Genomic DNA, 24,248 nt, shown 5'->3' on the forward strand with positions numbered 1-24,248 from the left:
GACTTTTGTGTTATTTCTGTTGATGGATTTATGAAGCTGAAAAGAGTGCATTTATTGAACGAATCAGCATTATGTATAAAAGCAGAAATAATAATACTTATAAAAGTGATTTAATAAAACATAATATAAATAACATATTCGGTTAATACAGGACGGCTACTTTAGCGGGCAAAACATTGTTGATTTTTTATAATAAATTTTATGAGATATATAATGATTGCCTTTTGCCTGTTTTTTTGCTGCCTGGAAACAGTAATTCAGGCACAGATACCACTGGCCAGTAATACCTGGAGCGGTTATGCCGATGCCTACCCGCATGGTAATTTTACTACTGTACCCACCGGTTCGGGAGTCGTGTTTTCTCAGTGGAGGAGGTATAATAACAGCACGTATCAGAGTGCCACAGACGGGTACAATTCAGAGAACCTTAACGGCAACCCGGTGGGGTATATAGCCGCCTATATCAAAACAGATGCAAATACATCTTTAAACCTTACCCAGGTCTCAATCGTTGCCCGAAGGAGCACGACCGGACCTACCTATTTCAGGGCATATTGCTACTTCCCGACCACAGGTGTACTCAGCCTGATGGGGGTGGGTTATCTCAACAGCACCAATAATGAAACGGTTACTTTCCCTGCCAATTATTGTATCCCGGCGAATGATAGTGTGGAGATCAGGTTGGTGATGGGCGGTGCAACCAGTACCGGAGGTACTTTCAGGGTGGTGAACGGTACTTCTGTTTCCGGTACCACCAATGCCTCCTGCAATGTGCAGAGTGTTGTAATCAATCCACCGGTTACCGTTTGTATCGGTGAGGATGCCGTGATTTCCTTAGCCACTGCACCGGGCACCTCAATCGTGTACAATGTTAACAACCAGAACATACTTGGTCAATTGATACTGGATACAGTGGTCACCAACAGTTCCGGTAATGCTGCTATAACACTGCATAATGTTACCGGAGATTCCACTGTAAAGATCATCAGTGCCTTTAAAAATCCTTGCTGCGCGGTGAATATCATACAGGAGATCTTTATCACACCGCATCCTATAGATACCCCTTTGTTTAGCCAACTGGGGCCATATTGCAGTGGTTCTGCTATTACCTTACCTGCAACTTCTTCTAACGGTATTAATGGTGTCTGGAGTCCGGCTATTAATAATACCGCAACCACCACTTATACCTTCACGCCTGCAGCCGGACAGTGTGCGATCGGAGGACAATCTATGACGATACAGATCAGTCCTGCTCTGACCGGAACAGAAACCGCCACGATCTGCTATGGCCAGTCGTATACCTTTAACGGTGTTACGTATACTACAAGCAACAACACAGCCACAGATACGTTTCCCGGAACCGGTGGTTGCGACAGCATCGTTACCTTAAACCTGACGGTGCTCAATCAGGCACAGCCTTTGGTGGTTAACTTAGAAGCCTGCAAACAGCTTACCTACAACAATCAGGTGTATACACAAAGTACTGTACTGTATGATACCTTACACTCCGTATTGGGCTGTGATAGTATTTATCAGGAAACGCGAATTGTTATTCATAATAATGATGCAACCCTGGTTCAGATTGATACCGCTGGCTGTGATGCAGTCTGGGTAAAGGGTATACGATATACAGCTTCGGCTATTGTGACCGATACTTTTTATAATATTTTAGGTTGCGATAGTTTGTATCAGCAATATAATATAACCGTGAACAGGTTCAATATACAGTATACTTTGGAGCCAGAAGAACCTTACGAGGGCGAACCTTTTCTGATCAAAGTCACTGATGCATTTGAGGGCGATTTTGAAGTGCTTGGCTGGTATCCCGAAGACCTGTTTGTGTCATCCTTTGCAAAGCAGCAATCTTTATCGTTGAACGAAGACCAGGAGATAAAAGTTCTGGCGCGCTCACTGGCTGGCTGTGATGATAGTGTGCTTATTCCGGTTAAGTTAAGAGCCTATAGCAAAGAGGTAATAGTGCCGAATGCATTTACCCCAAATGGCGATGGACGAAATGATGTATTTGTGCCGAAACTGAGGCTGGATCGTGCGTACAGCACTTCCGAATTCAGGGTGTATAACCGGTACGGACAAGTCGTTCACTCCACTGCCAATATGAACAGTGGCTGGGATGGTACCTCAAATGTAAACGGAAAGCCAATGGAGCAGGGGGTGTACTGGTACAGTATTTCCATTATATTTTTAGATGGCACGGTGAAGAAATTTACGGGAGAAGTTACTTTAATCCGCTAGAAGAGTGCGGACAAACCCTTTTGAATCAATATAACAAAACCCGCTCCATGAGCGGGTTTTGTTATATTGATATCATTATATTTCCTGTATGCAAAATTGCCTACCGGATTTACAATACCGTAATCTTTCCTTTATGGATTGTACCGTTTGCTTCCATTTGATAGTAATAGATACCTGGTGCTAATTCGGAAACGTCAAGACTAGCCTCATTCTTACCATTTTGCTGCATAAATGATTGCTGTAATACGCTTTTGCCTAATGTATTACTGATCTGTAACCTTGCTGCACTTTCAGGATTATTACCTGCTGACCAGGTAAAGTTGATCTTGTTCTGTGCCGGATTAGGGAACACCTGCACAGCATCCATTTCACGGTCAAGAAGTGTTACACCAGAGTTCCAGTAATTACCGGGGAATCCGCCATCGATAATTCTGAAATAAGAATAGCGCTCAATAAGGCCGCAAGGTGTTGTATTAACGCCTAGGGTGACTTTAAAATAAGTATTGTTCTTAATCGCATTATAGTTAGCTAAAAACCAGCCATTAGGTACAAGTGTATTGAAGTTGAAATTATTAAAAGGAGTTAATTGAGTAGAGTCAAAAGACATACCTCCTGCAACCGGATTTCCTGTATTGTCGACCTGCTGTACCTTCAAAGTATAATTCTGAATAGTAAGATCTCCAGAAGGAGTAAACGTTGACTGCTGAATGCCTGCAGTAAGCGCTCCTAACCAGCCATCTTTACAGAATACAGCTGCTGCCGGCTGTGTGAAAGGACTAGAAGAGGCCAGCTGACTGGCGGTAACCACTCGGTTCTGAGCGGTACAGCTGGATGGTCCTTGCATTTTGAAATCGGCTACCAGTCCGGCTCTGCGAATGTTGAATGTTTGGGTGATGGTCGAAGTCGTACAACCATTGTTGAACGTCAGTGTAAATCGTACGCCGCCTGTATAGCTACCCAGACCGAACAGCGATCCTACATTAACACTTCCCGGAGTCTGCGGAGCGCCCAGCGGATTGCCGGTTGTTGCAATAGGGAATCCTACGGCTGTAAACGTATTACCCGATACCGTTCCTTTTTGCAGCGTAATGCCTGCTGTAGTAATATAACCACCGGCATCGAAATTGATGATCATCGGTGCATTGTCGCACAGGATTACATCAGGGATTACCGGGAGGTTATTTTGTGATATACCATTCAGGTTATAGCTTGGAGACAAGGTATAGCCTTTAAACGTTTCCCCATCTATCTGTGACTGAATTTTATAGCCAAATCCACCATTAGAATAGGTATTGATGTATACCTGTGTCGTACCGTTTATTTTTACGGGCGTAAGGGTACTGTTGGTAATGTTCAGAGTATACAAGGCTCCTGCGGTCATTGTATTATCTCCCAGACCTGTATTGGGATTGGTGGCCATATATAACTGTCCGTCTCTGCCCAGCTCTATCTCGGTATAGCCCCAGCTTAACTCTGAAGTGGTGGATGGCAGGCCAACTGTTGGAAAGATATTGGTATAGGATAGATCAGATAATTTTACATAGCATACATTACCGGCAGTAGGACCACTTCCGTGCCAGCTGATGTAGACACGGTCATCGCCGCCCGGCATAGGTACATACTCATACCCGTGAATATGTCTGCCTGTAGTAGTAGGGAAATTTGCAGTGAGTTCGGTAACCGGATAACCTGTAGTGAATAAATCGACACACCATACCTTAGCGAAGTTGCGGTCGCTGAACAGTAAGTAGCGCCCACTCGGACTTACCTCCATCTGGTTGTACGTCTCAAAAGTGCTTACGCCTATAGATATATTGCGGAGATGTTGCACCGCGCCTATTGTCCCGTTTAAGGAGACACTGAAGGCCTTCAGTGCATTGTTCTTGGCATCATAGAAATAAACCATTCTGGAGCCATCATTTCTCACCGGAGCCACAGCTACAGTATGAGAGGACTGATCATCAGATTGTTCCGAAAACAGTTCTACGCTGTCCGTTTGGACCAGTGATGCGGGATTACTACCATTGAGCTTACGCAGCATCAGTTTACTGTTGGCCGGATAATGGCTCAGTGCCCATTCTACAGAATAGAATTGTTTACACAGGCCCGTTACCGGAAATACGTTTCTATAACCTTTGGCAGCTACATTGGTGCCGGAAAGATTATAGGTACCGCAATTGGGCACAAATGCAAAGGGGTTACTACCAGGAGCGGTAGAGATTACCTGTGCGGTGGCCGTTCCGTTGCAGCCGATACTGGTCATGGATAAGGGTACACCGGCGGAAGTTCCGTTAAACTGAATACGGGTTGCCGGAGGTATAACCCAGTCATAAGATTGTGCGGATGCATTGAATGCAGCGGAGGATAACAGTGTTGCCGCCATGATGCGTTGCATGCCCCGTTTCGCATTGTAGAAATTTGGAATAGCCATGTGTTTTTAATTGATTGGTGTATCGTAAAACTAACATGGAATATTCCTGTCTTTTTGCTGAATTGATGAACGGTAATATAGGATGCAGGAACGGTAGTGTATAGTTGATAAACGGTCAGGACGGGCATTCCCTGGCCAGTTGTAAAATGGCTATAGCACCGGGTGTTGCCGGGTTGTCTTTAAGCTGGAAGCTGTAGGTCTTACCCTGCGTTTCTGAAAGCAGTTGCAACCTGCTGCGGATCATATCCAGTCCGAGGCTTTTATGTGTTTTCTCTGTAGTATGTGTGTTGGCTGTTCCGGGTCCGTTATCCTGTACACAGATCCATAAACTATCCGGACTTATCCTGCAGGATATGGTAATTAAAACCGGTTTTTTACTCTTCATCACTCCATGAATAACGGCATTTTCCGCCAGGGGTTGCAGGAGCATTACCGGTACTGTAATCTTTTCTGGATCTACACCCGGCCCAAGCTCGATAGCATAGCTCAATCTGTCTTCAAAGCGCAATTGCTCCAGGTCCAGGTAATGGCTTATATATTCCAGTTCTTTGGAGAGTAGGATCTTCGTTTCCCGGCTGCTGTTAAGGCTTCCGCGAATCAGTTTTGAAAATTTGGCCAGGTATTTATTGGCCTGGTACCGGTCGTGGTCATTGATATAACCCTGGATCGCATTCAGCGCATTGAATACAAAATGTGGATTCATCATAGCTTGCAGCGCACTCAGCTTCAGCAGGGCGACCTGTAGCTTCAGATCCTGGTCCTGCCGTTGCCTTTTGCGCAACTTTCCCGCAAGATAATTGCTCACCAGTAATACCACAATCAACCCTGACAGGAAGAGTGCAAGACCCACGGGCCAGCGCTGAAAAAATGGTACAGGTATTTGCAGCAAAACGGTCTTTTCTTCCGACCAGGCACTATTTCCTTTGCGGCAGCGCAGGTATAGCTTCTTCTTGCCTTCGAAACCGAGGGGAATGGAAAAAAACGGACCAGTGGTTTCAATAAAATTATCAGCTCCGTCAAAACGATAGGAGAAGACTACCGGGGCAGTATTGCCAAAGGCTACAGCACTGCACTCCAGCTTTATTTCCTTGCTTTTTTCGGGCAGGTGTATGGTTCCTGCGGGGTTAATCCAGACCTGTGCTTTATTCTGGATGGAGTGGATGAACAGTCGCGGTCTTTCAGGAGCCTGGGTCAACGAGCCCAGGGCCATTTTTTGTAATCCTTCTGCGGTCACCGTATATAGAAAGTCCTCGTCACGACAAAAGGCCAGAACATTATCCGATAGGAGGCCATTGCTTTTATTTACCCATAATGCTGGTTTGAACGTATTGTGTTCCAGCCGGAACATGCCGATTCCTGCATCCCCCGCCAGCCATAACTGATCCCCGTACATTTTTATTTTACCGACAGAGCCTCCATGCAATGCTTCAGGCAGGATTAGTTGCCTGATTCTGCCCTGTGTATCGGCAATCATAATTCCATTACTTTCTGTGCTCAGTACCAGGAGATCAGGGGCGGGCATCTTGATGTCTGTGATACGTTGATTGGCCAGAGGTTCAGGAAGGTTCAACTGATAGTTCTTTCCTTCCTTCAGGAAATGTAATCCGTCCATGTCGCTGTACCAAATCTTACCGGGAGCGATATCCGGACAGATGGCATATTTACGGTTTGCACTCCAGAATACAGAATCGAGAACCAGCTGGGCGCCGCGGATATCCAGTGAAAATAAGTGGCGTATACCATTCAGGTACAATTTTCCCGAAGCGGTTATTTCAGCATCTTTCATCGGCACTATAACCGGCTGCTGAGCATACCGTACGTTTAATGATTTGAACCTGTTGAGGCCATCTGTCTGCCATATCCAAATCAGACCACCGGAGATAATCACTTTTCCTGAATACTGGTCATAGTGCACATTTTTAATCATCATCGCTGTATTGACCGATCGGAGCAGAACTTTATCCAGCTTCAGTTCCCTGTTGAAGCAAGCTACACTGCCGTTCTCAAATCCGGTTACGATCTGTGTGCCGCAGACCTCCATATCAGTAATGATTTTTCCCGGCCATTCTTTCGTAAAAGCCGCTGCCCTTGCATCTCTTTTATTATCCGGGTAGTAATATAAACCGTCGGCAAGTGAAGTGATCCAGACGCCTCCCTTTTTATCAGACCATGCGCGTCCGGGCGAATAAATATCTGTGAAGGTCCGGGAAATGCTAAATGCTCCGTTCTGCTCCTGCAGTTCTATTACCCGTCCATTGCTGCAGGTGATGAAGATGTGCCCTGATGACTGAACTTCAAGCTTCCAGGGCTCCAGTGCTTCGGTCCAGCAATACAGCAACTCTTCTTTACCCTTGCGGAAACGAAATAATTTGTCAGACATCAGGTAATAAAGCGTATTGCCGTTTGCAACAACCGTTCCACTATTGGTAATCCCTTTAAGTTTATAGATTTGCTGCCTGTTCTTATGAATAAAGTTATTGAACAAATAATAGCTATCACTTCCATCCTCCCAGTAAATATTCACCTTGTAGGGCATCATATTGCCGCTGAGGATACTGTCAGCATTAGCGATTAATTGCGTGTAATCACCGCCAATGCCCGAGATATGATTGATGTTGTCCCTTCCTTCATAGAAGTGAGGAGCGTAATTCATAAGTCGTATTCCGGCAAGCACAGGTGTATTCGCCGGATGATAGAAACGGCCTTTTTCATAATAGCCTATCCTGCCATTGAAACAGCAAAACCAGATCCTGCCGTATTTATCGACGCTGATCTCCAGTACTTCATTGTCCGGCAGTCCGTCCTTGGTGCCAAATTGCCTGAAGTGAGTACCATCAAAGCGATATACGCCGGTGTTGGAACTGATCCAGAGAAAGCCCTCCCTGTCCTGGGCAATATCATACATATAGTTGCCGCTCAGTCCTTCTGCTGTACTGTAGCGGATATAGGTGCCGGGCTGTGTAAACGCAGTTCTGCTAAAGAACAGGTAACATAGGATGATTAAAGATAATCGTTTCAAGAGCCCAGTTTTTTGGACAGCTCAAGAAACAAAGGCAGCTTTCTCCTGCTGACAGGGATCTCATATCCTCCGGCGAGCAAGGCTGTATAGCCATTCTTGGAAGAATAACCTTTCAGGTGCTGGAGATTAATGATAAATGATTTGTGGGAACGGAAAAATGTTGGGTTCGTTAATAAGGTTTCATAAGATCCCAACTGGCGGGAAGCCGTAATCTTACGGGAACCTTCCAGGTAAAATGCGGTATAGCTGCCGGCAGCTTCGGCAAAAAGAATCTGCGCCCGGTCAAATAGTTCAAAACCATTGTCGTGATTGACGATGACCTGCTGCTGTTGCAGATCTGATACGGATGGCTTCAACACGGGTAATACAGGCGCTTTTCTTTGCAGGAATGCTGTTGCCTTGTCCACTGCGATCAGCAGTTCGTCAATGTCTATCGGTTTCAAAAGATAGTCTATAGCCTGTGCTTTAATGGCTTTCAGGCTGAAGGTATCATGAGCGGTTACAAAGATCAGGGCCTGAATTCTGTCCTGCACTTTTTGTAATAAATCAAAACCGGTCTCAGTACCCAGGTTCACGTCAAGAAATACAATGTCAATTTTGTTTTCGTGCAGTAATCTGGTGGCGACAGCTATATCTTCTGCCAGCAAAATGGTACTGAGCTGAGGACAGTGCTCTGTTAATAATCCATGCAGGCATTTACGCGCCGGAGCTTCATCATCTAATATAAGGGCAGAAAACATAAAGTGTGTGTTGAATACTATGGGTTAAGTATAAAAACATCTTCACATGAAATCTCCATCTTTCCGGCAATAAATAACTGCCGTGTCCAAAAACGTTTCCCCTTTGCCAGTCTATAATGCCTTAACGTTCAATGTAGATAGGAATAATTTACCTCGCTCATTCACTACAGTAAATGTACATAATATTTCCTATTGTTGTGTATTTTTATGGTCATTATTAAGGTTTTCCGGCACCGGAGTACTGCAGCCATAATCCGAAATTGTAATACCTGTTCTCTTATGTATATACTAAAACCCGCCAGGATAGCGGGTTTTGGTACGTTTTTAAATATGGCATTTAAAGTTTGATCTCAATATCGAGCTGCCGTCCTTCTTTAAAGGCTTTCTTATCCATTGATGAACCAACGGCTGCACCAATAGCCATACCAATGGGTAGGCCTACACCAATGAGTCCAATATTGCCTATGCTCAAGCCGAATGCCGATCCGATCGGTAATCCGAATACAGTGAAACCTAAAAGCATCCACATGTTCCGGTAATGGTTTTTAGCAACAATTTTATGCTCTTTTTCCAGCTGTTTCAGGATTGCAGTTTGTTGTTGTTTTACCAGCTTGGCCAATGCGGCTCCATCAAATGCAGAAGCATTTACTACTGCTACATGCTGACTAATGCTGCGCTCCGTATCAACTGGTAATGCTTTATTGTTTATTGCCTTTATCAGCATACCCAGCTGTTCATAGATCCGCTGTAGTTTATTATCGCCTGAAAGATCGGTTCTGTTATTTAGTTCAGTAATATTCATATGTATTTGTCCTTGTAAGGCTGGTTTTTAGCACTCAAATATACATAAGTTTTGCCGGAGTAGAGGGAGGGTGAGTGGATAGCCGGCTGATCCGTTTTTTGTTTTACCAGGCACTTGTATGTGGAATATTTAATATGTATTTTGGGTTCTATCAATGAATGCCTGGCTATAGTATAATAACTTAAGCATAGGGTGCTCTTAGTTTTTTTAATAATTCTGATGCTTTTCACCCGTTAAACATAAAAAATATGAAAAAATTATTATGCTCATTCATTACAATCATTAGCCTGAATGCCTTCGGTCAGGAGAAAATTCATACCAATACGGTTATTCAGGAAAGTGGTAGTATTTATTTTCTGAATAACGATTATACTTTAACAGGAACTAGTCTTAAGCTTGGAGACAAGGAGGATAGCCTTACCATTGAACTGGTTCCGGTAAGCGATCGTAAAAGTGGTGGGGTAAGAACCCGCGTGTTTAAATCGAAAGATGGCTCAGATGAATATGAAATTATTGATGCCGATAATTGTTACATCATTAATTGGTATGGCATCATTTTCAAAAACGAGCCCAAGAAATACCTTAGTCGCTATGATGAAAATTGCATTCCCAAAAAATTAAGGAAACTGCTCAAAAACCAGAGAATGTATCTGGGTAAACCATATAAATGGTAGTCAATTGTTTTAAGAGAATAAATAACAAGCGCCGGGATTCCCGGCGCTTGTTATTTATTCTCTTTTCAGAAATGCTTACAGATCCTTATACTTCACCCTCATTGATCCCAGTATGCCGATGCCGCCTTGCACATTGGTATATAGCCTGGTGGGTTCGGCAAAGGGATTGCCATCTGTATTGCCCAGTGTATTCAATGATTCGGCAAATTTGTAATATTCCTCACTGATATTGGATACAGATAGGATACAGGTCCCGGAGTCCCGTGCATATGTACTTATCTCTAATGTAGTATTGATTTCTGCTGTAGCATCATGATCATCCGTAGCATAATAAATAGACACATTACTGTTACTCCACCGCATCTCGGCATAAACGTTGATCCTGTAATAATTCTCTTGCCCGCGGATGTCTGCTACCTTGGTTTTTACCCGGTAGATATCGCCGCTGGAGGGGAAATTAAAAGGCCCCGTTGTCTCAAAGCTGAAATCAAAGCCAGGTGCGGGCACCGTGGTCATAGCTTCCATAGAAAACTTGTCTCCGTTTTTGGCACGTACCGTATATGTACTTCCAGAAAGTATGGGCAACTCCGCGTTTTTCAGGTAAAATACCACTGTGCCGGAATTGTTGGCCAGGAACTGCAGGGGCTTTACGATCCCGTTAGATTCGATGGTTACCTGCGCTTGTTCAAGATCTGCTTGTGTAATGGTTTTTTTATTTTTAGTAATTCCGGATGCTACCGATAATGCGATAGTGATCGTATCCAGATCTGGATTTAGGTATCCCTGTAATATGGCTATATCATCGGCCTGTGCCAGTGGAATGTTCTTTACTTCTTTACGGCAGCTACCCATGCTGATTGCTAATGACAGGAGTGCTATCAGTTTATACACAGTGTACTTCATGGTTATGGTTTAATTAAATTTGAACGAATAAGTAATGGACGGAATGAATGGGAAAATGGTGTATTTATACAGCTTCTGCTCACTCATGTTAGTACTGCTTTCCATATTATAAAAGAACGGATTCTGGCGATTGTATACATTGTAGAAGCTCAGCTCCCAGGTGCGTACCCCATTCTTTTTCTGCTTCATAAACTGGATGCCTAGATCCATACGGTGATAGGCTTCTGTGCGATACGTATTCCTGTCGGTATACAGGTGGTATCCGTTATAACCGTTACTGCCGCTGAGGTTCCCATCTACAGGTATGTTGCCTATAATATCAGCTTCATATCTCGGTAACATTACCGGGTTGCCTGTTGCAAAAGTAAAGAGTGCATTCAGGCGTATCTTTTTATTGATCTCATAAAAGCCCACTAGGTTTACATCATGCCTCCGGTCATGTCGTGGGTAAAACCATTCTCCGTTATTGATATCTGCAAAATGGTATTTCGTCCAGGAGAGCGTGTAAGAAAGCCAGCCCGTAAAACGGCCTTTTTGTTTCTGAAACATCAATTCTGCGCCATAACTCTTGCCGGTACCCGAGGTCACATTATCTTCAAACGTTATCGGCTTACCATTATCCGTTGGGTCATTTATAGACATAAAAGAAGCGCCCTCTTTGTACGAAACAATGTTGCTCATGTCTTTGTAATAACCCTCCAGGCTCAGGTTGAACATCTGTTTGCCGATCTGCAGGTCACGGAACAAGCCCGCACTATACTGTTTCGCTCTTTGCGGAGCCACACGTGCCGTGGCCGGTATCCACAGGTCTGTAGGCATATTGATGCCTGTCGAACTCACCAGGTGCATATACTGGTTCATCACTGTATAGCTTGCTTTTACAGAAGTCAGATCATTCAACAGGTAACGCACAGAAGCACGGGGCTCCAGGTTGAAATATGTCTTGGAGTTGGTGGTGAAAGAAGAACCCCTTAAGCCCAGGTTGGCCGCCAGTGATTTGGTAATCTTCCATTCGTCATCAATGTACAGGTTATTTTCCCAGCTGATATAATCATCTGCCTGGGAGATCTTCTTGTTCTGGTTTTCAATCGTCGTGTACACACTCGGTTTGAACAGATGCCTCGTGATCTTATACCCGGCCTTTATGGTATGACGATCGCTGGCATAATAACTCAGGTCATATTTGGCACCGATATCATCTATAGAAGAAAGGTATTGCATGATGTACGTATCTGATCCGTACTTTTCCTTCATGTATACCGACATGTTATAATTGCTGTAGTTGAACGTGAGGTTAGCAAAGAGTTTAGGATTAAGTACCATGTTCCAGCGGAAGGTGCCCGTAGCATTTCCCCAGCTGAAATTGTTCTTGGCACTGCTCTCCAAATCGCGATCTTTAAAATTGATATAGAACTTATCCCTGCCGAAATATCCGCTGAGGTAAATGCTGTTACGATCATTGATCTGGTAGTTTACCTTCGCATTCATGTCATAAAAGTAGTAACCAGCCGGACTTTCCCCGAAAGCTTTCAAAATAGGCTGTGCCAGTACATCGGCATATGTTCTGCGGCCAGAGAGCAGGAAAGAGGCCTTGTTTTTTACAATAGGTCCTTCGATGGTAACCCGGGATGATAACAGGCCAATGCCGTATTCTCCCTTAAATTTTTCTTTATCACCTTCCTTCATGGTCATATTCAGAACAGAGGACAGGCGCTCTCCGTATTTGGCAGGATATCCCCCTTTGATGAGTTCTACGCCTTTCAGCGCATCACCATTAAATACTGAGAAGAAGCCAAACAGGTGACTGGCATTATAAACCACCGCATCGTCAAGGATGATCAGGTTCTGATCCACACCACCGCCCCGCACATTGAATCCGCTGCTGCCTTCCTGTCCCTTTTGCACGCCAGGCAAGAGCTTGATGACTTTAAATACATCTTTCTCACCCAGTAATGCCGGTACATTTTTGATCTGGTCTATTTCCAGCTGATGCGTACCCATGCGCAGGTTGGCTACCTGTCCGGATTGTGCCGTAACGGTAACTTCTTCCAGCGTACTCTGGGGCGCAATATCCATGTCCAGTTTCTGACTGCTGTTCAGGTCGATGGTAAATGTCTTGTTGCTGACATAGCCGGGAAAATAGACCTCCAGCTCATAACTGCCCTGCGGAAGACTCAGGGAGTAAAAACCGTACTCATTTGTGGTAACAAATGTTTCAGTGCCCTTAACCTTAATAACAGCTCCAGGAAGTGTTTCCTGCGAGTTGCTTTCCTTTACAAACCCGCTCAGGGTAAGCTTCGCCTGGGCAAGGGCCGGGCTCGTTGCGGCGAAGGCCCCTACCATAGATAGGGATACAATAATAGCTTTCATGGAATATTAAATATTAATTGACAGGTGTGTTAATTAAATGTTTAAGTTATAACGGAGAGATTTGAGTATTAGTATAAAGGAAGGCAATTGCAGGGGCCGAATAACAACAAAAAGAATACAGGCTGAAAATGTACATTATTGAACGTAAAATTGTTATTACTTCTTATTAATATCCCGGGAATAAATAATATACCTATTGGTATATTTTGTCTGATATTGTGTAGCTTTGTGGGCCAGCAATTATTTTATGCTTATCGCACATGACAAAAGCAGAGCAGACAAGACAGTTTATTATAGAGCAATCAGCCGTCGTATTTAACGTAAAAGGATACGAGAATACGTCTTTGTCTGATATTCAGAAAGCGACGAAACTGACTAAAGGCGCTATCTACGGAAACTTTGCAGATAAGAATGAGCTGGCAATTGCAGCCTATGAATATAACAGCTCCCTCATCATTAATGCTTTAAAAGACTGGATCGGAAAGGCTACTTCTGCAAAAGAGGCCCTGCTGGCCTATCCTGATTTTTATGTCCGTAACGGACAGATCGTTTTCGGGAAAGGGGGTTGTCCGTTAATGAACGCAGCGGTGGAGGCAGACGATCACCTGCATTTTATGCGCAATATAGTTCGTAAAAGTATGAAGCAGTTTCTGCGGCTGATCCGGGAAGTCATTGAGCAGGGGCAAACCAAAAAAGAGTTTAAATCTAAAGCCGATGCGGCTACATATGCTGCCACAATTTTCAGTATTATGGAAGGCAGTATGCTCCTGGCAAAGATTATGAATGATACTAAATATTTCCAGCTCGCAGCAGACAGAATCAAGCTGATTGTGGTGCAGGAATTACTGAAATAAAATTTTTTCACCATTAATATACCAATCGGTATATTAATGGTTTCTATGGTTTAAAACACAAATAGTAATTATGAACAGAGTAGTCATTACAGGGCTTGGGGCCCTCACTCCCCTGGGGAACAACGTAAGTGATTTCTGGCAATCACTTACCAATGGAATGAGTGGCGCGGCACCCATTACCAAATTTGATACCGATAGATTCAAAACCAAATTTGCCTGTGAACTGAAGCATTTTGATCCCTTAGATCATATGGAAAAGGCTGCTGCCCGCAAGTATGATCTGTTTACGCAGTATGCACTGGCAGCGGTAGAGGAGGCCGTTAAGGATAGCAATATCAATTTTGAGGACCTGAATAAAAACCGCATCGGAGTGATCTGGGGTTCCGGTAACGGAGGAATCGGTACATTTCAGGAGCAAGTTATGGAATATGCCAAAGGTGACGGTACACCTCGTTTCAGTCCCTTCTTTATTCCTAAAATGATTGTTGATATTGCATCCGGTGTGATCTCTATCAAGTATGGATTAAGGGGCATTAACTATACAACGGTGTCTGCCTGTGCGACCTCCAATACCGCAATCATTGATGCCTTTAATTATATCCGCTGGGGTAAGGCTGATATGATCATTACCGGAGGATCAGAGGCACCCATTAATGAAAGTTCTGTGGGTGGTTTTAATGCCTCAAAAGCATTGTCTACTCTTAATGACCAACCGGCTATAGCCTCCCGTCCTTTCGATATCAACAGAGATGGGTTTGTGATGGGTGAGGGAGCAGGTGCCCTTATCCTGGAGTCTTATGAGCATGCCATAAAACGTAATGCTCCCATCCTTGCTGAAATTGTGGGTGGTGGAATGGCTGCCGACGCATACCACCTGACCGGAACGCATCCTGAAGGGGAGGGCGCTTACCTGGGTATGCTGGCTGCTCTGGAAGATGCGGAGATTAAGGCAGCAGACATCGATTATCTGAATGCACATGCGACCTCAACACCTCAGGGCGACCTCAGTGAATTAAAAGCTATAGAGCGTGTTTTTGGCAGAGGTACTGGATTAAATATCAGCGCTACGAAATCGATGACAGGCCACCTTCTGGGTGCAGCTGGTGCTGTAGAAGCGATTGCTTGTATTAAGGCTGTGATGCATGATATCGTACCCCCGACGATTAATGCTGTTGATATAGAGCCGGAGTATAAAGATGACTTTAATTTTACCCTGCACACTGCTCAGCAGAAGTCTGTAAATTATGCCATGAGCAATACTTTTGGTTTCGGCGGACACATTGCAACTTCCATCTTCAAGAAATATAAATCATAGTAGTATTGTTTCCTGTTCGGGGCATATACATAAAAAGAGCAAGCATCATGCTTGCTCTTTTTATGTATAAATCAGCTATAATCCCCAGAAGTCCTTCATCAGGTCCACGACCAGTTGCGGACGTACACGATCCATAGGATGTTTGGTGTCCGGCAGTACTGCAAACCTTGCTTCGGGTATGCTGCGATAGACCTGTGTACTTTCCTCGAGGCTGACCATATTGTCTTTATCTCCAAGCATGATCTGTACAGGAAGACTAAGGGTAGATAGATTTTCTGACTGTAAAATCGGTTTTTTGCCCAAGGCTATCATCATACCGGCAATTTCGGGCAACAATTGTTTCCATTGCGCTCCATGCTGCGCTTCCAGTTGTGCGGCGTATTTAGGTATTTTGGCCAGTATGGTTTCCGGGTCCAGCATTTTACTTTCTTTGGTTGCCTGTTCTTCTGTCCAGTTAAATTTGGTGCCCAGTGTCATCACTGATTTTACCCTGTCTGGCTGTTGCAGGGCATAACACAGTGCCATATAACCGCCCATGCTGTGCCCGAAGAGATGCACTTCCTGCAGTTCTTCCCGATCGCAATAAGCCGCTAATTCCAGAGTATATTGTTCCATTGTAATACCTCCTTCAGGAAGGCTTGTCTGGCCGTGCCCGGAGAACAAAGGTGTATGGATATTAAAATACGGTGATAAGATGTCCTTATAAGGTGCGAATAGATCGCTGTGTCCCAGAGCGCCATGCAGGAGTATCAGGTTTTTCATGCTATTTCAGTTTGGGTATGAAAATAGGAAAATATATTGAAGACACATAAAGCAGAAGAGCAGGCATAAAGCCTGCTCTTCTGCTCAAAAAATATATTTACGCCTCATCTTCTATGGTAGCATCCGGTGCATTATTCTTTACCGATTCGATGCCATTATCACGGCTGGCTTCGGATTCGTACATCTGGCTGCTGCCGATGATCTGTCCGTTACCCGCCTTCAGGTTGAAGTGGAATTTGCCGTTAGAGGCTGTTTTGCGTTCGTAGCGATTGTCATCCGGCGCATTCTTTTTTACAGACTCAATTCCGTTTTCGCAACCGGCCTTATTGTTATAACCTTCGCTGGAAAGGATAATCTGGCCATTGCCAGCTTTTAAAGAGAACTGATATTCTCCGTTAGTTCTTTTAGTGATAGTGAATTTTCCCATAAAATCTATTGTTTCCATAAAACTATAAAACTTCGCGGGAGTAAGCATATATTTTTCATTAATACAGCGTTAATAATCAGGAGATCCTTCTGCGGTCGGTTGAAGAGATCCACTCATCCTCTTTACAGGTAGTACATTTTCCTGCAGGCCCATTGAATTTATATTCGGTATGACCGCAGTTACTACAGGAATAGTGACCTGCCGTCTCAATATCGGTGAGGGGATGTGCCAGCTCTTCAGGCATAATCGGTAATCCGTATTTCACTTCTTCATCTGGATAAAAGAATACACTAATCTCTCCCGATATCTCTTCCAGAGCGGTTTGTACCTGTCCCAGCTGGGATACGCCTTTGAGCCGTAGTTCCGATAATAATTCCTGTACACCCAGCGCCTCTTCCAGAAAATTTTCAGCAAAAGCACCTTCTCGTATCAGGCACAATGGCCGGCCCTCTACAAAGGTTTCAAATTTTTTATACTTACCGACAAAATGGGTTAGGATACGATAGACCGTAATGATCACCAGGAAAGAAATAATAGAGGGAATGATGCCCACATCTTTATAGATCATCGGGTCGCCGGCCGCAGAGCCGAACCCTATAATGACCACCAGTTCGAATATGGACAATTGCTTTACACCTCTTTTGCCCAATATCTTCAGGCTTAAGATTATCATAAGGAACATAACCGCTGTACGCAGTATGACGTCTCCGAGAAAGCTCCATTCCTCATTGCCCAGCAAAAATTCTTTCCAGCTAAAGTCTGATAACAGTATCATAAATGGCAGAGTTTAATTAATAAAAATTGAGTGCCTTTAAGATACGCATTATCCTTTCCGGCAAGAAGCGGTTAAGATTCTTTTATCATTTTTATAACGCAAACAGGGTCTCATGAAAAAAGAGCCGTAATCAATACGGCTCTTTTTAAATACGTTTTTGGTAAAAGTTACTACTCTAAAGTAGCCTTCAGGGTAATGTCAAAACTGAAGGCATTGCTTACCGGGCAGTTTTGTTCTGCGCCTTTAGCAATCTGCTGGAACTGTTCGTCTGTTATGCCGGGAACTTTTGCTTTCAGTGTCAGTTCCGACCGGGTGATCTTACCATCTTCAAAGGTAATGGCAGATTCGGTCTCCAGCGTATCCGGTATGAACCCTGCTTCTGCCAGGTCAAAGCTGAGCTTCATGGTGAAACATCCTGCATGTGCTGCGGCCAGCAACTCTTCAGGGTTTGTGCCAACACCTTCTGCAAAGCGGCTGTTGAAGGAATATTGTGTTTTATTCAGAACGGTACTTTGCGTAGACAGGTGTCCGCTGCCTTCTTTGCCGGTTCCGTTCCATACGGCGGTTGCTTTACGTTTCATCTCTCTGAGTTTAAAAGGTGGATAAAATGGTAATTAATATTACAAAAACATTTATGAATATTGTCGCAATCAGCGTAAAGGTTTTGTGAATATTTTTAGCTGCCTAACTGATATCTACCAGACGGGTAATTTTCTCTCCTTCAAATGTAAATACAGACCAGCCCTTAAGACGCAGCTCCTGGCCACTTTTCATACCATTGGGCAGATCTGCACCAATGATGGCGTAGTAGTCTATTTCTATTTCGGTTTCATTGCCCGAATCTTTGAACGAAACAATGGTCTGCTTTCTCTCTTTAAAATATTGCTTCGCCTCCTCTGCCTGTACGCGGAAGGTATGAAGGCCTACCAGCCTCATTTTCCGCTCTCCGTTCTGAATGTTTTCAAATACGATGTTGGGATCGAAGTCAGTCATCATCTGGTCTATGTCATACTGGTTATATCCTTCTACGTAATTACGGATCATCTGTGCCCGGCTCTTATGGTAATGCTTATTGTTGATCAGGGTATCTTCGCTCACCTGCTCTACCAGTTCCAGTCGTTTTACAATAGTCCTCGGAGCCAGAATGGTACCTGGTGATAAAACTGCATTGGCACCAATGCGGCAATGGTCGCCCACGATAGCGCCGAATTTCAGCAAACCGCTATCATTTATATCGCCATTGATATTGATGAATATGCGCTTGTCTGAGCGCTCATTAAAATGATTGGCTGTATGCGATCCTGCTTCAAAATTAACTTGCGCGCCAATGAGGCTGTCTCCGATAAAATTGAAATGGGCAATGGCTGTACGGCTGCCAATAATGCTGGACTTGATCTCGCAGCCGGTGCCGATACTGACCTGCTCTGTAAGGATTACACCCTGACGTAAATAAGCATTCGCACCGATAAAGCAACCGGGGCCTATAATAGCCGGTGCCTTAATGGTCACATTGTGTTCTATGACTGCTGTAGGATGAATGGCTATATTATCCTTTACCTCATAAACGGCGTCCAGTTGTGTGATTTCGTGTTGTACAAAATCGCTCAATTGCGGCAATAGATTTAATGGCTCCGGTGCCTGCGGATATTGTTCTTTAAAACGGGAGATGTAATCCTGGATATTAATCATATTTCGTACAGTTCTATCGGCAACTGGTCCGGGTCTTGAAAAAAAGTAAATTGTTTTTGTGTGTGAGGATCGGTACGTATAGGTTCGCATGGTATGCCCCGAAGCACCAGTTGTTGTACCGATGCTTGGATGTCTTTAACTGCAAATGCCAGGTGGCGCAAACCCCTTGCCTCCGGATTGTTTGTTCGTTTGGGCGGATCGGGAAATGAAAACAGTTCAATTGCATATTGCCCGTTCAGAGCAAGGTCCAGTTTGTAGGAATCCCTGTCTGCACGGTGCACTTCCTGAATCACTTTCAGCCCCAGAATTTCGGTATAGAAATGCCGGGATCGGTTATAATCACTACAGATAATGGCGATATGATGTATATGCTCCAGGTGTAACATGATTATTTAAGGGTGTCTTTGCCCAGGCTGATGCAGATTAGCTTATAGCCTTGCGGGGTGCGTAAAAATTCAAAATGATCCTGTTTGAAATCTGTTCCGTTTCTATGATCTATTATGATGCTTTTGGTCGGATAACGCCAGCTTTCAGCATTGCCGCAATTATTAAAATAGATATTGAAATCATCGGAAGTATAGATAAACTGGTTGAGGGTGCCACTAACAATAGCATAGTCACAGGTTTTATCCTGCACACATTTGAGTTTTGCTTTGAGGAGTGCTTCATTGCGGGACAGAACAGATGCGGCTTTTTGGAAAATCCAGCCTTCCTCTTCACTCCAGGTGCACACTGTCGGGAATGCATGTCTGATCATTGTTTGCACTGAAAGCTGATGCAATAATTTCTGTTGCAACCAGTGCTCAAATTCCTTATCCATATCGATAAAGGAATAATATCGGCCATCAGTACCCTTAAAGCTAATCCTGCCTTGCTGTTGCGCTGGTTTAGAAGTAATGTGTACAGATGAAAAATCCAGTTCCTGGTTATAAGGAAAGGAGTCTATAAGGACACGGTTTGCCGTATCGATCAATAGCTCTTGACCACCTACCCAGCTAAAGTGATCGCAACCGGAATGCTGTGCAGTATCCCAGTGCTGCTTATGTGCGTTGCGCAGGACAACAACCATACCATTATGTACCGGGCTCAGGTCATTATACACAGCGGGTATGACTACCTGGCCATCACGGTTAAGCATACCTGCTTTGCCTGTTTTCGGGTCCCTGAAGCGGATAAAACCTTCGCTTTCGCAATCGGAAGCATTGTCAAATATATACAGGCTGTCCCTGGCCACCTGTTTGCCAGATCGCGTTACATAATAACTATCCCATTGCTCGCCTTTCTGTTCTGCTAAGGCTGCAATATGATCCAGCTTACGAACAAAGAACATGCTGCTATAGCTGGGTTGAATAATTACCTTGCCTTGCGCATCTTTAAAACCGAATAGGGTCGTATCATTATTCCAGAAGCTCTGCCATGCACCTGCCTGCTGCCCGAAACCGGACAGGCAGCCTAAGCAATAACAACAAAGAAAGAGTAGTTGCTTCATAAAATGATACAATAATGCAGAACGATGAAAAGGTTGGGATGCTGTACACAACACCTGTTATGGACAGGCACTAAAGTTAGAAAAAGAGCAGCAGCGTAATGGGCGAAAATATTGTTAAAAAAGAAATGGGGGGAATGTTACAAGAATCAGTCCTGCTTTTTCTTGCCGGTTCTCTTGGTGAAAATAAGTCTTGTGCTGTACTGGTCTCCGTTCAGGAACTGGTCTGTAACGTTCATTCCTCCATTGCAGGTATATATCAGCTGACCGTCTTTGATGCTGAGCTCACAATAAGGTGCGCGATGTTCCTTGTCATCTGCCGGGATAATGAGTTTCTGGCCCCGGAGCAATGCAGTATAGGCATCTACATTCATGGCAACTTTACGTTGCGGCACGCCGCTCCATTCATTTATGGTCACCCGGCTGCTGTCTGTAGCATCGGGAAATATTTCCATGTAGCGGCTTTCCGCTTTGCAGTACCAGATACCATCAAACTGTTTGAGTGCAGATTGACCAAAGATGTTGCCGGAAAAGAGAATAAACAGTAAGGGTAGTAAACGATGCATGTTGTGGTATTAAATGGTCGGCCTGAGTTTAATGATACTTATTTTCGCGTTTAGGGTATGTGCAGCAGCAGGACTTAGGGCTATTGATGAAAAAGTGCATTTCTGTACGCCGTGCCCCAGCTGGCCAGTTCATCAATCAGTGGCCCCACTGTTTTGCCGGCTTCTGTCAGCGCATATTCTACTGTAATAGGCTTTGTATGGACAATCGTACGGGTAATCAATTGATTCATTTCCATGTCCTGCAATTCTTTTGACAGCATTTTAGGGGCAATGCCTTCAACCTCTCTCAGAAGATCCATAAACCGCAATTTTTCATTAAGCAATAATGTGCCCAGAATATGGAACTTCCACTTGCCGGATAAAATCTCCATAGCATCTTTTATAGCGAGAATCCTGGTCTGGCATTGTGTAGTAATATTACATTGCGCTTGCTTCTTCATGTTTATACGGAATCAATCAGTGAGCAAAATTACATTATTAAGGTATATAGTTACCAATGGGTAACCAGTTTCTTAAGGGTAATGAATAGTGTTTGTATATTGGTAAGGATCTAATTTTGTGGCATCATTTAAAAATGAACGCTACATGATCAGTAGACAGATTTTAAGCATCACAATTGTACTGCTGGGGAGCTTCTCCAGTTGTGCAGGACAAAAAAACGATAAACGTATGATAAACGAAACAAAGAGTGTAAATCCACTTTTATGCGATCCTCAAACCGGGATTTGTGAAATACCCCTTTCCGGTTCTGTAGATTCAGCCGGGAATAATCTTCTGTCAAAAGACAAGCCGCTTAAGGTGATCTATTTTACCGATCCTATTTGTTCTTCCTGCTGGGGTATAGAGCCACAGTTGAGAAAATTAAAACTGGAATATGGGGCGCAACTGGAAATAGAATACCGGATGGGAGGCTTATTGCCCGACTGGAGCTACAATAGCGGAGGTATAAGCAAGCCTTCTGACGTGGCGGGACACTGGGATGAAGTAAGCGTATACTACGATATGCCTATAGATGGAGATGTATGGATTGAAGATCCTTTGGCTTCTTCTTATCCTCCATCTATCGCATTCAAGGCGGCCCAGATGCAGGACAAACAAAAGGCCATTCTGTTTTTACGTGAGATAAGAGAGATGGTATTCCTGCAGAAAAAGAATATTGCGAAATGGGAACATATTGCTGCTGCTGCCCAAAAGGTGGGTCTAAATGTAACACAGCTAAAAACTGATTTTGAAAACGGAGCTGTTACGCTGTTTGAAGAAGACCTGCAGTTGGCCAGACAATATGGTGTAAGGGGTTTTCCGACTATATTTTTTGCGGATAGCCTGGGCAATAAAGAAATGGTGTACGGCACAAAGCCCTATGCTGTTTATGAAACGACCATCCACAAACTACTTCCGAAAGTAATGAAAAGTGATTATCATAAAAACTGGCAAGCACTTTTTTCAGTATACCATAGCCTTACCGCAAAAGAGTTTGCAGAATTGTCTGGAACGCCAAGAAATAAGAGTGAGCAAGTGCTGGACGATCTTGTTGCTTCAGGGCATTTAGAGAAATCTGCTATTAAGAACGGGGCTATCTGGAGGCTGAAGAGATAATGTGGTCCTGGAAATCAGGAATGGATTAAAAAAGGAAAAGGCTGATCGATTGATCAGCCTTTTGTGCCCAGGAATGGATTCGAACCATCACACCTTACGGCGCCGCCACCTGAAGACGGTGCGTCTACCAATTTCGCCACCTGGGCTCCTTGATTGGATTGCAAAGGTACATAAGTTTTTTAATCTACCAAAAGTTAAGATTAATTTTTTCTGAAAAAACTTTTGTTTTCGCCTCTTTAAAATACTAAAAGCCTCTGTGGTAGAGGCTTTTAGTAATAGGTTATAAATAAAGTTATACGACAATCAGCTCGTAAAATTGCTCCGGGTTGAGGTATTCTGTAGCCAGTTCCTGTATGCGTTCAACTGTAATACCTTTATATATGCTGATGTTTCTATGGAAATCGTCTATTGTCTGATCGTTCAGGATCAGGTTTTTCCAGCGCTGCATAATGGAGAATGGCCCTTCCAGATCGCCAAGAATGCCGCCCAGCAGGTAATTCTTGATCAGCAGCAATTCTTCTGAATCGATCGGCTGCTCCTGCATTATCTTCATCTCTTTGTACACTTCCGCAACAGTCTGTTCACATACGTCTTTGCCCGCTTCTGTGGCAATCATCATCATTGCTTCCTGCTGATAGCTGATCAGGCTGCTGTAAATACCATAGGTAAATCCTTTGTCCTCGCGGATATTAGCCATCAGGTGCGAACCGAAATAACCACCGAATACGGTATTCATCACCAGCGCTTCTGCAAACTTAGGATCGGTGCGATGGATAAACGGACGGGCAATGCGCACTGCGCCCTGTACGCCGTTAGGGTCATTATTGATGCGGTATTTCAGCTGCGGATCGGGCATTTTTGTGTATAAAGGAATGCTTACTTCAGCACCGGCTTGCACATTCCACTGGTCTTTCCCGAAATTGTCCTTTAGCAGCTCCAGGTTACTTTCATCGAAATTGCCGGACATGAATATGGTACAGTTTGCCGCAGTGTAAAAGCGTTTGTGAAAATCGTTCAGTACTGCAGAACTTAAGGCCTCAACATTTTCCTGTTCGGTAAAGCGCCCGTAAGGGTGCTGTCTGCCGAATACAAACGCATCTATATGACGATTGGCTACAAAATCACATTGGCGCAGATTTACGGCCAGTCGCTGCAATGCATTCTGCTTATATATATTTACTTCTTCTTCCGGGAAAATAGCTTCTGCAATGATCTCTCTTACGACCGGAAGGAGCATGGGCAGGTGTTTGCTGAGTGCATGCAAGGTTACGGAAGCAAAATCATTATTGGCAGAGGTCTTCAGAGAAGCACCATAATACTCAATAGCTTCGTTTAACCGGAATGCGGACTTATGAGCAGTGCCATTTTTTAATAATGCAGCTGTAGCCTGTGCCACAGCGGTTTGTGGCTCCTGCCAGATACCGGCTTTAAATACCCAGGACACCTCAACAACTTCCTGCGTACCACCCTGAAGCCAGTACACCGGGATCTGGTTAAGGCAGCGGGTAAGCTGGCAAGGCTTTAATTCAAAATTAAAGCTGATGGCATCATGTATAGCGGGGGGAATTGTTCTGTTTAGCATAATT

At 44.1% G+C, this 24,248-nt stretch carries 21 protein-coding genes and 1 tRNA gene; 5 read left to right on the top strand and 17 right to left on the bottom strand.

Annotation, left to right across the window (positions count from 1 at the left end; genetic code table 11):
- Positions 1 to 201 precede the first annotated feature (201 nt).
- Positions 202 to 2,253 (top strand): T9SS type B sorting domain-containing protein, encoded by a 2,052-nt coding sequence (locus tag EMP01_RS14025; RefSeq protein WP_129022190.1) that lies wholly within the window; start codon positions 202 to 204, stop codon positions 2,251 to 2,253.
- A 109-nt stretch (positions 2,254 to 2,362) separates the two neighbouring features.
- On the opposite strand, the gene EMP01_RS14030 is transcribed toward EMP01_RS14025, so the two are convergent.
- The 4 genes from EMP01_RS14030 to EMP01_RS14045 form a co-directional block, all read right to left on the bottom strand.
- A complete protein-coding gene (locus EMP01_RS14030) occupies positions 2,363 to 4,684 on the bottom strand; it encodes a T9SS type A sorting domain-containing protein (protein WP_129022191.1) in 2,322 nt (773 codons plus the stop codon).
- Positions 4,685 to 4,799: 115 nt separating this feature from the next.
- A complete protein-coding gene (locus EMP01_RS14035; RefSeq protein WP_129022192.1) occupies positions 4,800 to 7,703 on the bottom strand; it encodes a sensor histidine kinase in 2,904 nt (967 codons plus the stop codon).
- Complete coding sequence (locus tag EMP01_RS14040; RefSeq protein WP_129022193.1) at positions 7,700 to 8,443, bottom strand: LytR/AlgR family response regulator transcription factor; 744 nt, start codon at positions 8,441 to 8,443, stop codon at positions 7,700 to 7,702. The genes EMP01_RS14035 and EMP01_RS14040 overlap by 4 nt, the downstream gene beginning before the upstream one ends.
- Before the next feature lie 337 nt (positions 8,444 to 8,780).
- Positions 8,781 to 9,245 carry a hypothetical protein gene (locus EMP01_RS14045; RefSeq protein WP_129022194.1) on the bottom strand — a complete coding sequence of 155 codons (465 nt, stop codon included), beginning with the start codon at positions 9,243 to 9,245 and terminating at the stop codon, positions 8,781 to 8,783.
- Positions 9,246 to 9,493: 248 nt separating this feature from the next.
- Between EMP01_RS14045 and EMP01_RS14050 the strand changes: the two genes are divergently transcribed.
- Positions 9,494 to 9,919, top strand: a complete 426-nt coding sequence (locus EMP01_RS14050) for a hypothetical protein (protein ID WP_129022195.1) — start codon at positions 9,494 to 9,496, stop codon at positions 9,917 to 9,919.
- A gap of 75 nt (positions 9,920 to 9,994) precedes the next feature.
- On the opposite strand, the gene EMP01_RS14055 is transcribed toward EMP01_RS14050, so the two are convergent.
- Together EMP01_RS14055 and EMP01_RS14060 are read right to left on the bottom strand one after the other, a co-directional pair.
- A complete protein-coding gene (locus EMP01_RS14055) occupies positions 9,995 to 10,822 on the bottom strand; it encodes a DUF4249 domain-containing protein (RefSeq protein WP_129022196.1) in 828 nt (275 codons plus the stop codon).
- Between the two features lie 9 nt (positions 10,823 to 10,831).
- Positions 10,832 to 13,192: a TonB-dependent receptor gene (locus EMP01_RS14060; RefSeq protein WP_202616086.1), complete on the bottom strand. Its 2,361-nt coding sequence runs from the start codon at positions 13,190 to 13,192 to the stop codon at positions 10,832 to 10,834.
- Positions 13,193 to 13,452: 260 nt separating this feature from the next.
- Between EMP01_RS14060 and EMP01_RS14065 the strand changes: the two genes are divergently transcribed.
- Positions 13,453 to 14,046 (top strand): TetR/AcrR family transcriptional regulator, encoded by a 594-nt coding sequence (locus EMP01_RS14065; protein ID WP_129022197.1) that lies wholly within the window; start codon positions 13,453 to 13,455, stop codon positions 14,044 to 14,046.
- 70 nt (positions 14,047 to 14,116) lie between these two features.
- The gene (gene fabF, locus EMP01_RS14070) at positions 14,117 to 15,361 is read left to right on the top strand and encodes a beta-ketoacyl-ACP synthase II (RefSeq protein WP_129022198.1); all 1,245 of its coding nucleotides are present in this window, start codon (positions 14,117 to 14,119) and stop codon (positions 15,359 to 15,361) included.
- A 75-nt stretch (positions 15,362 to 15,436) separates the two neighbouring features.
- Here fabF and EMP01_RS14075 read toward each other — a convergent pair whose 3' ends face one another.
- The 9 genes from EMP01_RS14075 to EMP01_RS14120 all read right to left on the bottom strand — a co-directional run bounded on the left by EMP01_RS14075 (position 15,437) and on the right by EMP01_RS14120 (position 21,506).
- Complete coding sequence (locus EMP01_RS14075) at positions 15,437 to 16,123, bottom strand: alpha/beta fold hydrolase (protein WP_129022199.1); 687 nt, start codon at positions 16,121 to 16,123, stop codon at positions 15,437 to 15,439.
- 97 nt (positions 16,124 to 16,220) lie between these two features.
- Positions 16,221 to 16,550, bottom strand: a complete 330-nt coding sequence (locus EMP01_RS14080) for a YegP family protein (RefSeq protein ID WP_129022200.1) — start codon at positions 16,548 to 16,550, stop codon at positions 16,221 to 16,223.
- A 76-nt stretch (positions 16,551 to 16,626) separates the two neighbouring features.
- Positions 16,627 to 17,325, bottom strand: a complete 699-nt coding sequence (locus EMP01_RS14085) for a DUF421 domain-containing protein (protein WP_129022201.1) — start codon at positions 17,323 to 17,325, stop codon at positions 16,627 to 16,629.
- Between the two features lie 170 nt (positions 17,326 to 17,495).
- The gene (locus EMP01_RS14090; protein ID WP_129022202.1) at positions 17,496 to 17,906 is read right to left on the bottom strand and encodes an OsmC family protein; all 411 of its coding nucleotides are present in this window, start codon (positions 17,904 to 17,906) and stop codon (positions 17,496 to 17,498) included.
- A 103-nt stretch (positions 17,907 to 18,009) separates the two neighbouring features.
- Positions 18,010 to 19,014 carry a DapH/DapD/GlmU-related protein gene (locus EMP01_RS15635; RefSeq protein WP_202616087.1) on the bottom strand — a complete coding sequence of 335 codons (1,005 nt, stop codon included), beginning with the start codon at positions 19,012 to 19,014 and terminating at the stop codon, positions 18,010 to 18,012.
- On the bottom strand, positions 19,011 to 19,400 hold the full coding sequence (gene gloA2 / locus EMP01_RS14105; RefSeq protein ID WP_129022203.1) for an SMU1112c/YaeR family gloxylase I-like metalloprotein: 390 nt from the start codon (positions 19,398 to 19,400) through the stop codon (positions 19,011 to 19,013). Before gloA2 ends, EMP01_RS15635 begins: the two co-directional genes overlap by 4 nt.
- Positions 19,401 to 19,402: 2 nt before the next feature.
- Complete coding sequence (locus tag EMP01_RS14110; protein WP_129022204.1) at positions 19,403 to 20,503, bottom strand: WG repeat-containing protein; 1,101 nt, start codon at positions 20,501 to 20,503, stop codon at positions 19,403 to 19,405.
- Positions 20,504 to 20,649: 146 nt separating this feature from the next.
- Positions 20,650 to 21,066, bottom strand: coding sequence for a hypothetical protein (locus EMP01_RS14115; protein WP_129022205.1), 417 nt, complete (start codon positions 21,064 to 21,066; stop codon positions 20,650 to 20,652).
- 80 nt (positions 21,067 to 21,146) lie between these two features.
- A complete protein-coding gene (locus EMP01_RS14120) occupies positions 21,147 to 21,506 on the bottom strand; it encodes a winged helix-turn-helix transcriptional regulator (RefSeq protein ID WP_129022206.1) in 360 nt (119 codons plus the stop codon).
- 145 nt (positions 21,507 to 21,651) lie between these two features.
- On the opposite strand from EMP01_RS14120, the gene EMP01_RS14125 reads away from it, so the two are divergent.
- The gene (locus EMP01_RS14125) at positions 21,652 to 22,662 is read left to right on the top strand and encodes a ClpXP adapter SpxH family protein (protein WP_202616088.1); all 1,011 of its coding nucleotides are present in this window, start codon (positions 21,652 to 21,654) and stop codon (positions 22,660 to 22,662) included.
- Positions 22,663 to 22,726: 64 nt separating this feature from the next.
- Here the strand turns inward: EMP01_RS14125 and EMP01_RS14130 are convergent.
- Together EMP01_RS14130 and EMP01_RS14135 are read right to left on the bottom strand one after the other, a co-directional pair.
- Positions 22,727 to 22,808, bottom strand: a tRNA-Leu gene (locus EMP01_RS14130).
- Between the two features lie 146 nt (positions 22,809 to 22,954).
- Positions 22,955 to 24,244: a M16 family metallopeptidase gene (locus EMP01_RS14135; RefSeq protein WP_129022207.1), complete on the bottom strand. Its 1,290-nt coding sequence runs from the start codon at positions 24,242 to 24,244 to the stop codon at positions 22,955 to 22,957.
- Positions 24,245 to 24,248: the final 4 nt, after the last annotated feature.

The sequence above is a fragment of the Edaphocola flava genome (assembly GCF_004118155.1).
Classification (GTDB): domain Bacteria; phylum Bacteroidota; class Bacteroidia; order Chitinophagales; family Chitinophagaceae; genus Edaphocola; species Edaphocola flava.